The organism is Nocardia sp. bgisy134 (assembly GCF_057708325.1).
Window position 1 is genome coordinate 139,937 of the sequence record NZ_JBYIRW010000022.1, and the last position, 10,363, is coordinate 150,299.

The 10,363-nt window shown below is 69.7% G+C and carries 8 protein-coding genes; 5 read left to right on the plus strand and 3 right to left on the minus strand.

Annotation, left to right across the window (positions count from 1 at the left end; all coding sequences use genetic code 11):
- Nucleotides 1-27: 27 nt before the first annotated feature.
- On the plus strand, nucleotides 28-426 hold the full coding sequence (locus AC3ERS_RS31215; RefSeq protein WP_431971709.1) for a hypothetical protein: 399 nt from the start codon (nucleotides 28-30) through the stop codon (nucleotides 424-426).
- Between the two features lie 13 nt (nucleotides 427-439).
- Here AC3ERS_RS31215 and AC3ERS_RS31220 read toward each other — a convergent pair whose 3' ends face one another.
- Nucleotides 440-1,798 (minus strand): replication-associated recombination protein A, encoded by a 1,359-nt coding sequence (locus AC3ERS_RS31220; RefSeq protein WP_431971710.1) that lies wholly within the window; start codon nucleotides 1,796-1,798, stop codon nucleotides 440-442.
- A gap of 187 nt (nucleotides 1,799-1,985) precedes the next feature.
- On the opposite strand from AC3ERS_RS31220, the gene AC3ERS_RS31225 reads away from it, so the two are divergent.
- Nucleotides 1,986-3,656, plus strand: coding sequence for an alkaline phosphatase D family protein (locus tag AC3ERS_RS31225; RefSeq protein ID WP_431971711.1), 1,671 nt, complete (start codon nucleotides 1,986-1,988; stop codon nucleotides 3,654-3,656).
- Between the two features lie 98 nt (nucleotides 3,657-3,754).
- On the opposite strand, the gene AC3ERS_RS31230 is transcribed toward AC3ERS_RS31225, so the two are convergent.
- Nucleotides 3,755-4,924: a phosphotransferase family protein gene (locus tag AC3ERS_RS31230; RefSeq protein ID WP_431971712.1), complete on the minus strand. Its 1,170-nt coding sequence runs from the start codon at nucleotides 4,922-4,924 to the stop codon at nucleotides 3,755-3,757.
- 193 nt (nucleotides 4,925-5,117) lie between these two features.
- Here AC3ERS_RS31230 and AC3ERS_RS31235 point away from each other — a divergent pair, with 193 nt between their 5' ends.
- Nucleotides 5,118-6,152, plus strand: coding sequence for a hypothetical protein (locus AC3ERS_RS31235; protein WP_431971713.1), 1,035 nt, complete (start codon nucleotides 5,118-5,120; stop codon nucleotides 6,150-6,152).
- Nucleotides 6,153-6,251: 99 nt separating this feature from the next.
- Here the strand turns inward: AC3ERS_RS31235 and aspS are convergent, their stop codons facing one another.
- On the minus strand, nucleotides 6,252-8,036 hold the full coding sequence (aspS, locus tag AC3ERS_RS31240) for an aspartate--tRNA ligase (RefSeq protein ID WP_431971714.1): 1,785 nt from the start codon (nucleotides 8,034-8,036) through the stop codon (nucleotides 6,252-6,254).
- 162 nt (nucleotides 8,037-8,198) lie between these two features.
- Here aspS and ypfJ point away from each other — a divergent pair, with 162 nt between their 5' ends.
- Together ypfJ and mddA are read left to right on the plus strand one after the other, a co-directional pair.
- Nucleotides 8,199-9,125, plus strand: a complete 927-nt coding sequence (gene ypfJ, locus AC3ERS_RS31245) for a KPN_02809 family neutral zinc metallopeptidase (RefSeq protein WP_431971715.1) — start codon at nucleotides 8,199-8,201, stop codon at nucleotides 9,123-9,125.
- Between the two features lie 474 nt (nucleotides 9,126-9,599).
- Nucleotides 9,600-10,363, plus strand: a 764-nt coding sequence (mddA, locus tag AC3ERS_RS31250) for a methanethiol S-methyltransferase (RefSeq protein WP_431971716.1), incomplete at its 3' end; no start/stop codon positions are given.

A 10,363-nucleotide genomic window follows, 5' to 3' on the forward strand; every position in this document is an offset into this window, starting at 1 on the left:
CCGCGGCCCTTCCCCGAGGAGCGACTCATGCAGACCATCGACCGCGTCACTGCCGACCAGCTGGCGCAGCGTTGGACCGAATTCTGGAACGGCGCAAGGGAACTCGCGCCGAACCTGCTTTCCCCGGACTTCCGGATCCGGTTCGCCTCCCCCACCCGCGAGCTCACCGACGCCCTGCGCGGACCGGTCGAGGTGGCCGCGTTCATCGGTGAGTTCCGGGCGGCCCGCCCCGGCTTGCGATTCACCATGGACGGAGGCGCGGCGGGCGACGTGGACGCCGCGGGTTCGGGAACCTTCGCGCTCCGCTGGCGCTCCCACCAACCGGGTCAGCCCGACCACAGCGGCATCGACATGTTCGAAGCCACGGCGGGGAAGCTCACGCGGGTCTGGTCGGTCACTGGCACGTCCATGTTCGCAGTCGACTGAGGCGGGCCGCGCGCTACTTCCCGCGCACGATGCGGCGCAGCCGGTCGACGCGAGGCCCGACCTCGCGCTCGTAGCCGTGGTCGGTCGGGCGGTAGTAGTCGGCGCCGACGAGCTCGTCGGGCGGATACTGCTGGGCGAGCACACCGTCGGGGTCGTCGTGGGGGTACTTGTAGCCCTGGGCGTGACCGAGCAACGCCGCGCCCGCGTAGTGCCCGTCGCGCAGGTGCGGCGGCACGGTGCCCGCCTTGCCCGCGGAGATGTCGGCCATGGCGGCGCCGAGCGCGGCGGGGACCGCGCCGGACTTCGGGGCGGTGGCCAGGTGGATGGTCGCGTGGGTCAGGGTGAGCTGGGCCTCGGGCATGCCGATCAGCTGGACGACGTGCGCGGCCGCCACCGCGGTCTGCAAGGCCATCGGGTCGGCCATGCCGATGTCCTCGCTGGCGGAGATGACCAGCCGCCGCGCGATGAAGCGCGGGTCCTCTCCCGCGCTCATCATGCGCGCCAGATAGTGCAGCGCCGCGTCGACGTCGGAGCCGCGGATCGACTTGATGAAGGCGCTGATCACGTCGTAGTGCTGGTCGCCCGCGCGGTCGTAGCGCACGGCGGCCTTGTCCACGCTCGCCTCGACGAGGGCCAGGTCCACCGTGCCGTCGAGCGAGGACTCGGCCGAGGCCTCCAGCGCGGTCAGCGCCCGGCGCGCGTCTCCGCCCGCGACCCGCACGATGTGGTCGAGCGCCTCGTCGGTGACGGCGTAGGCGCCGCCGAATCCGCGCGGGTCGCTGAGCGCGCGTTCGAGCACGACGCGAATATCGGAGTCGGTCAGCGACCGCAGTTGCAGCACCAGCGAGCGCGACAGCAGCGGCGAGACGACGGAGAACGAGGGATTCTCCGTGGTCGCGCCGACCAGCAGCACGATCCGGTTCTCCACGGCGGCGAGCAGCGCGTCCTGCTGGGTCTTGGAGAAGCGGTGCACCTCGTCGATGAACAGCACGGTGCGCTCGCCGGCCGTGAGCCGCCTGCGCGCCAGGTCGATGACCGCGCGCACCTCCTTGACTCCGGCCGAGAGCGCCGAGAGCGCCTCGAAACGGCGGCCGGTCGCCTGCGAGATGAGCGAGGCCAACGTGGTCTTGCCGGTGCCTGGCGGACCGAACAGCAGCACCGACGCCGCTCCCGAGCCCTCGATCAACCGCCGCAGCGGCGAACCGGGGCCGAGTAGATGTTGCTGCCCGACCACCTCGTCCAAGGTGGCGGGCCGCATGCGCACGGCCAGTGGCGCGGCGCTGCCAGGACCGCGGAAGTCCACGCCCGCGCTGCCGAGCGCATCCGACTCCGCCGCGGTCTGGCCCGGCATGTCGAACAGCGCATCGCTCATGCCCGCGCCTCGCTGACGCTCGGCTCCGGCGTGCGCCAAGCGCACCGGCACACGATTCGCTCGCTCATGTTTTCGACCGTACCGCCCGTCCCCGACAACACCGGCGCGGCCCGGGATTCGCCGGACGGAAGTGATCCGCGCGGTGCCGATTTGCGAGTCCGGCCCGCATCGGCTGTGATCAACAGCCGTGGCTGAAAACGTGGTCGTTTCAGATATTGTCCAGACCGGTCCGTTCGCCCGGCGGACCCTGTTGAAAGGCGGTGCGGCCGCCGCGGCCACCGCAGGCGCGCTGCTCGCACCGACCCAGGCGCTCGCCTCGGGACCCGTGTTCCGGCACGGCATCGCCTCCGGCGATCCGCTGCCCACCGGCGTCGTCCTCTGGACTCGGGTGACCGTCTCCGACGACGCCACGCCCGGCTCCGGCCTCGGCGCGGAGGCCGCGGTCCGCTGGGAGATCGCCGCCGACGCGGGCTTCGCCTCCCTCGCCGCGTCCGGAACCGCAACGGCCACAGCCGATTCCGACCACACCGTCAAGATCGACGCGACCGGCCTCACTCCCGGCCGCGAGTACTGGTACCGATTCACCGCACTCGGCGAGACGTCGCCGGTCGGGCGCACTCGCACCGCGCCCGCGCCCTCCGACGCGCCCGACCGGCTGCGCTTCGGCGTGGTCTCCTGCTCGAACTGGGAGGCGGGCTGGTTCGGCGCCTACCGGCACCTGGCCGCCCGCTCCGACCTCGACGCGATCATCCACCTCGGCGACTACCTGTACGAGTACGGTCGCGGCGAGTACGGCGGCCGCCATGGCGCGGTGCGGCCGCACGATCCGGCGCACGAGATCGTCACGCTGACCGACTACCGCATCCGCCACGCCCAGTACAAGACCGATCCCGACCTGGCCGCGCTGCACGCGCTGCTGCCGTTCATCTGCACCTGGGACGACCACGAGTCCGCGGACAACTCCTGGTCGGGCGGCGCCAACCACCACGATCCCGCCGCGCAGGGCAGCTGGCAGGACCGCCGCGCGGCCTCGGCGCGCGCCTATCTGGAATGGATGCCGGTGCGCGCCAACGGTTCCGGTGCGAGCGTGCAGATCTACCGGCGGCTTCGCTTCGGCACCCTCGCCGAACTGTCCATGCTCGATCTGCGCAGCTACCGCGATCGGCAGCCCGCCCCCGGCGCGGGCTGGCGCGAGGTCGACAACCCCGCGCGCACCCTCACCGGCAAGGCCCAGATGGACTGGCTCACGGCGGGTTTGGTCTCGGCGCCGGTGCGCTGGAAGCTGGTCGGCAACTCGGTGATGATCGCGCCGCTGGTCTTCCCGCCGCTGGAGCCCGCCACCACCGCGGCGTTCACCGGCGCGCTCGGCGTGCCGCAGTCCGGCGTGCCCGCCAATGCCGACCAGTGGGACGGCTACGCCGCCGACCGGCGGAGCCTGTTCCGCGCGATCACCGAGCAGCAGGTCGGTGACGTCGTCTTCCTGACCGGCGACATCCACTCGTCCTGGGCCTCCGACCTGCCGATCGATGCCGCGAACTATCCGGGCGGATCGACCGCGGGCGCGGAGTTCGTCGTCCCGTCGGTCACCTCGTCGAGCATCGGCGAGGTGCTGAAGGCGGCCCCGCGCACCGTGGCGGTGCCGATCGAGGATTCGATCAAGAGCGTCAATCACCACATGCGCTACGTCGAGCTGGAGTCGCACGGGTACGGCGTCCTCGACGTGACGGAAGAGCGCGCGCAGATGGACTGGTTCTACCTGGCCGACGTCACCGACCCGGCGACGGGTGTGCGGCACGGGGCGAGCTTCGCCGTGCCCAGCGGCGGCCGCATCGAGCCGCGTGCCACGCCCGTGCCCTGACCGCGCGATCGAGCCGCCGGATCACCGGGTGCCGGACATCGACCGGCCGGTGATCAGCAACTCGCGAGCGGCGACGTGATACCGGTCCCGCCGGACCGCTACTCCGACCAGCGCTCTTCCAGCATCGCGGACACCTCGTCCGCGAAATCGCCGATCACGTCGTCGCCGGTGCAGCGCGCGTCCTCGGCGAGCGCGGCCCAGCGGTTGATCAGCGCCGCCGAGCGCGGTACCGAGAGCCCGTGCTCGCGCGCGGACGCGATGCGGGCGTGGTCGGCGGGCAGGAACCAGTTGGTGGTGAGCCACACCCAGATGAGCCGGGCTTCCAGGATGCGTTCGGCGAGCGCCTCGTCGTCGGCGAGCGCCGGGAACACCCCGACGACCTCCGAACGCCACGCCTCCACCATCTGCCTGGCGCGTTCCCTGGACAGTTCGAAATCGCACAGGCAGCCGGGGAAGGAGACCAGCGCGTAGGCGATGTCGAGAGTGGCGTCGCGGAAGCCGCCCCACTCGTAGTCGAGGAACCTGGCGCCCTCCTGGTTGAGGATGACGTTGTCCGGGCACAGGTCCGACGGGCTGAACGCCCGGAACCGCCCGGCCGAGAACAATCGGTTGCCGCGCACGATGCGCTCGGCGATCTCACCGGGCACCTCGATGCCCAGCTCGCGCTGCAACAGGCCAGGCACCTCGGAGATCGCGGCCTCGGCCTGCTGGGCGATGCCGTCGACTCGATGGACCACCTCGACGCGGCGCAGCAGCGCGACGAAATCGGCCTCGCGTCCCACGGTGGCCGCGTGCATCCGGCCGAGCGCCTGGGCGAAGGCCATCAGCGCGTTGCGGGTGGCGGGCTCGGCGCCGGACCGCAGCACCGCGGTCATCCTGTCGTTCTCGCCGAGATCGGACAGGATCAGCAGACGGTCCGGCAGGCTGTGCGCGATCAGATACGCGCCGGGCCGCTGCTCGCGGCTGAGTGCGGTGGTGAACTGGTAGGAGACGGCTTCCCGGAGGAATGCCGAATCGATGCTGGCGACGCCGGGTGCCAAGCCTCCGGTGCGGCGGTCGCGGGCGGCACCGCGCACCTGCTTGACGATCAGCGTCCTGGGCAGCGAGAACGAATTCTCGGCAACACGCACACGTAGGACTGTCGTCCTACCACTACCGCTGAGTTCCATCGGATCGCTCAGCTTCACCGGAGCACCCATTCGCTTTGTGAGCAACTGTTGTGCTGCGGACACGACTTCGGCGGCGCGTTCGGCCAATAGTGCGGTCATCGCCTCTCAAGCTACTCGCATGGGGTCACTTCTAGCGAGCGGTTACGCAACCTTTCCGCTTCGCTCGGCGTGTCTCGTGTCGTGGCTACCGGCCGCGCCGCGCTCGCTTGACACCATGGCACGCGTCCGGTTTTCTCATCGTGAACTGCTGTGCGCCACATCGCAAACCAGTTGCGTCGAAAGGTCTCCGACATTGACCGACACACCGTCCTCCGCACCGAAGGACCCCGCAGGCGGTACACCCCGGCAGGGCGGTGAAAGCGAGCAGTTCGCGGCCCAGCCGGGGCAACACGAGAGCGGTGACCCCTACGCGCCACTGCCCGCCGCGGGACACGCCCGCCACGAAATGCCTGGTGGAGCCGGCTACCCACAGTTCGAGGGCCCGGGTGCGGCCCAGTACGGCGCCGAGCCGGTGGAGCCGCCGCCCGCGGTGGCCACCCAGCAGCCGTCGTACGGACCCGCGGGCAGCGGGCCTGGAATACCACAGCAGTACGGCGCGCCGCAAGAATACGGCGCGCCCGAATATGGTGTGCCACAGCAACCGGGAACGATACCGCCCGGCGCCGCGCCGGGACAACCGATCTACGGCTATCAAGCAGGGACGCCCGCCGGTCTCGACGTCGGGCATGCGCTCAGTTACGGCCTGGAAAAATTCCGGACGAATCTTGCTCCGTGGCTAGGAATTACGGCGCTGGGCGTCGTCATCTATTTGGTCTTCGTGTTGGTCGTGCAGATATTCGAACCGAACTCGCTTTTGCCGCTGGTATTGCTCTTCCTCGCGGTAATGGCGGCGCTGTGGTTGTTGCAGGCCGCGATGGTGCGCGGGGCGCTATACGAAACCGACGGCGCCAAACCGGTTTTCGGTTCGTACTTCAAGTTCGTGAACGCGGGGAATGTCTTGCTGACCGCCCTGCTCGCGTTCCTCGGCACCTGGATCGGGCTGGCGCTGTGCGTGATTCCCGGACTCGTCGTCGGCATGCTGTGTATGTTCGCGCTGCACTTCGTCGTCGATCAGGATCTCGGCCCGTTCGACGCGATCAGGTCGAGCGCCATCCTGGTGATCAACAACATCTGGCCGGTACTGCTGCTGGCGCTGTCCGTCGCGGTGATCACGTTCCTCGGCCTGCTGCTGTGCGGCATCGGACTGCTCGCCGCCGGCCCGGTCTCGATCCTCGCGGTGACCTACGCCTACCGCACCTTGACCGGCGGGCGCATCGCCGCGGTCTGATCGACGCGCGGTCGCTCGACACACCCAGAAACGCGACGCGCCGTCCACCACGGAGGCGACTCCGTCACGGACGGCGCGTCGAGCGACCGGTAGCCGGTTCTACTCGGTGATCGCGACCTTTTCCTGCTCCGGCTTGACGTCCAGGCCCGCCTCCTTGCGCTGCTGCGCGGTGATCGGCGCGGGCGCGTCGGTCAGCGGGTCGACGCCGCCGCCGGTCTTCGGGAAGGCGATGACCTCGCGGATGGAGTCCAGGCCCGCCAGCAGCGCGGTGATCCGGTCCCAGCCGAAGGCGATGCCGCCGTGCGGCGGGGCGCCGTAGGCGAAGGCGTCGAGCAGGAAGCCGAACTTCTCCTGGGCCTCGTCGTGGCTGATGCCCATCACCTTGAAGACGCGTTCCTGAACGTCGCGGCGGTGGATACGGATCGAACCGCCGCCGATCTCGTTGCCGTTGCAGACGATGTCGTAGGCGTAGGCCAGCGCCGAGTCCGGGTCGGTGTCGAAGGTGTCCAGCGACTCGGGCTTCGGCGAGGTGAACGCGTGGTGCACCGCGGTCCATGCCGAATGACCAAGCGCCACATCGCCGCTCGCGGTCGCGTCGGCGGTGGACTCGAACAGCGGCGCGTCCACGATCCACACGAACGACCAGGCGTTCTCGTCGATCAACCCGACCTTGCGGGCGATCTCGCCGCGCGCCGCGCCGAGCAGCGCGCGCTGGGCCTTGGCCGCGCCCGCGGCGAAGAAGACACAGTCGCCGGGCACCGCGCCGACGTGCTTGGCCAGCCCTTCGCGTTCGGCCTCGCTGAGGTTCTTGGCGACCGGACCGCCGAGCGTGCCGTCCTCGTTCACCAGGATGTACGCCAGCCCCTTGGCCCCGCGCTGCTTGGCCCACTCCTGCCAGGCGTCGAGCTGACGTCGCGGCTGGCTCGCGCCGCCCGGCATCACGACCGCGCCGACATAGGGCGCCTGGAACACCCGGAACGGGGTGTCCGTGAAGTACTCGGTGCACTCGGTGATCTCGACGCCGAAACGCAGGTCGGGCTTGTCGGAGCCGAACCGGCGCATGGCCTCGGCGTAGGTCATGTGCGGGATCGGCGTCGGGATCTCGTGGCCGATCAGCTTCCACAGCGCGACCAGGATCTCCTCGGACAGCAGGATCACGTCCTCCTGGCGCACGAAGCTCATCTCGATGTCGAGCTGAGTGAACTCGGGCTGCCGGTCGGCGCGGAAGTCCTCGTCGCGGTAGCAGCGCGCGATCTGGTAGTAGCGCTCGATGCCGCCGACCATGAGCAGCTGCTTGAACAGCTGCGGGCTCTGCGGCAGCGCGTAGAAGTTGCCCGGCTGCAACCGCGCGGGCACCAGGAAGTCGCGGGCGCCCTCCGGGGTGGAACGGGTCATCGTCGGGGTCTCGACCTCGATGAACTCGTGGTGCGCCAGCACCGCGCGCGCCGTGGCGTTGACCTTCGAGCGCAGCCGGATGGCGTGCCCGGGGCCCTCGCGGCGCAGGTCCAGGTACCGGTACTTCAGCCGGGCCTCGTCACCGGGCTGCTCGTCGAGCTGGAACGGCAGGGGAGCGCTCTCGTTGAGTACCTCCAGCTTGCCGACGTTCACCTCGATCTGACCGGTCGGCAGCTCAGGGTTCTCGTTGCCGTCCGGGCGCAGCTCGACCACGCCGGTGATCAGCACGCAGTACTCGGCGCGCAGCCGGTGCGCCTGCTCGGCGGCCTCGCCTTCGCGGAAGACCACCTGCGCCACACCCGACGCATCGCGCAGATCGATGAAGATCACGCCACCGTGGTCGCGCCGCCGGGCCACCCAGCCGGTGAGGGTGACGGTCTGACCGGCATGTTCGCTTCGCAGCGAACCAGCCAAGTGGGTGCGCAGCACGGGATTCCTTTCGACGACTCCGGCACCGGCGGGGTCCACCAGGTGCGGTTGCCATCGTAGTTAGACACATTCGTCAAGTGGAAACCGATATCTGCGCGGCCGTGTCAAGCTGTAGCCAGACGGTCGCCCGACCACTGCGCAAAACGCCACCGAAGGACGAGGATGACGTTCAACGAAGGGCTCCAGATCGACCCGAACCGGGCCTCTTCCGGCGGCGGGCCAGGCATGGGCGGCAAGCTGGCGCTCGGCGGCGGTGCGGGCGGTCTGATCCTGCTGGTGATCACATTGCTGCTCGGCGGCGACCCCGGTTCGGTCCTCGGCCAGTTCACCGGCGCCCAGGACACTCAGCAGACGCAGCCGGGCACGGCGGGCACCCCGGAACACTGCAAGACCAGCGCGGACGCCAACAAGTACGTCGACTGCCGGGTCGTGCTCACCGCGCAGAGCCTGGACGCGGTGTGGTCGAACGAACTGCCCGCGCAGACCGGCAAGCGCTACGTGCAGCCCGAGCTGGTGCTGTTCTCCGGCGCGGTCGCCACCGGCTGCGGCAACGCCACCAGCGCGGTCGGCCCCTTCTACTGCCCGGCCGACCGGACCGCCTACTTCGACGTCAGCTTTTTCCAGGAGCTGACCGACCGCTTCGGCTCCAGCGGCGGTCCGCTCGCCCAGGAGTACGTGGTCGCGCACGAGATCGGCCATCACATCCAGAACCAGCTCGGCGACATCGGCCGCGCCCAGCGCGATCCGCGCGGACCGGAGTCCGGCGCGGTGCGCACCGAACTGCAGGCCGACTGCTACGCGGGCATCTGGGCCCACTACGCGGACAAGACGCCCGCACCCGGCGGCAACAAGCCGTTCCTGCTGCGGCTGTCCGACACCGACATCAACGACGCCCTCTCGGCGGCCTCCGCGGTCGGCGACGACCGGATCCAGCGCGCCGCGCACGGCCGGGTCAACCCCGAGGCGTGGACGCACGGCTCGTCCGAGCAGCGCCAGAAATGGTTCCTCACCGGCTATCGCACCGGGCAGGTCAGGGCGTGCGACACCTATTCCGCGCAGGACCTGAACAACCCGGCCGCGTTGCGCTGACCCGCGCGCAGCACCGGCCGATCAGGTCGAACGCCCGACGCGAGCCTTGTTCACCCGCCCGTCGACGCCTAGCGTGAACGAGGTGATCAGCTGCGGCAACCGGCAGCGTGACGTCACGCACCGCCGGTACGGCGAGCCCGCTCGAAGGCGATCGCCATACCCGATCGGACGGCGATTCCACCATCGCCTGCCCGGGGGTAACGCAGGGTCGATTCCAGCGCATTCCAGAACGGTCACCCGGTCGCGAACGGGTCTCCCCGCCCACGGCGACAGCGCCGAGTCCGGCTCGGCGAGTTCGCGGGCGACCAGGAATACGCCAGGTATCACGGGCGCCGCGACGACGCCCACGCAGACGAAACCGTCGCCGCGTCGCGCACGCACGGCCTCCGGGACACGCCGCCGTTCGGCAGGCGGTCCCGAGTGGTGGCCTGCCCGCCTGCGCGCGGTGAAGGAAGAACCACCTCGAAGGGCATGATGATGCATTATCTCGCAATCGGTTACGGTGCCGTGGCCTATCTGGCGTTCGTCGCCGCTTTCCTCTACGCGATCGGCTTCGTCGGCAATTTCTGGGTTCCCCGCAGCGTCGACGCGGGCGTGGAGGCTTCGATCGGTGAGGCCATCGTGGTCAACGCGCTGCTGCTCGGCGTGTTCGCCGTCCAGCACAGCGTGATGGCCCGTCCGGCGTTCAAACGCTGGTGGACGCGGGCGGTGCCCGAGTCCATCGAGCGCAGCACCTATGTGCTGCTGGCCAGCCTGGCGCTGTTCCTGCTGTATTGGCAGTGGCGGACGATGCCCGCCGTCGTCTGGGACGTCGAGGCCACCGCGGGCCGGATCGTCCTGTGGGCACTGTTCTGGATCGGCTGGGTGACCGTGCTGCTCTCGACGTTCATGATCAACCACTTCGACCTGTTCGGGCTCCGTCAGGTCTCTTTCGCCTGGCGTGGCGAGCCCTACCGCGACCTCCCGTTTCGCACCAACCTCTTCTATCGCGTGATCCGGCATCCGCTGATGCTCGGCTTCCTCATCGCGTTCTGGGCGACGCCGACCATGACGGCCGGTCATCTGTTCTTCGCCGCCGCGACGACGGGCTACATCCTGATCGCGCTGCACATCGAGGAGCACGATCTGGTGGCCTTGTTCGGCGACCAATACCGCGACTACCAACATCGCGTGCCGATGCTGGTGCCGTGGCCGCGGCACCACGACACCTCTGCGCCGACCGTCCAGCATCGCCCGGC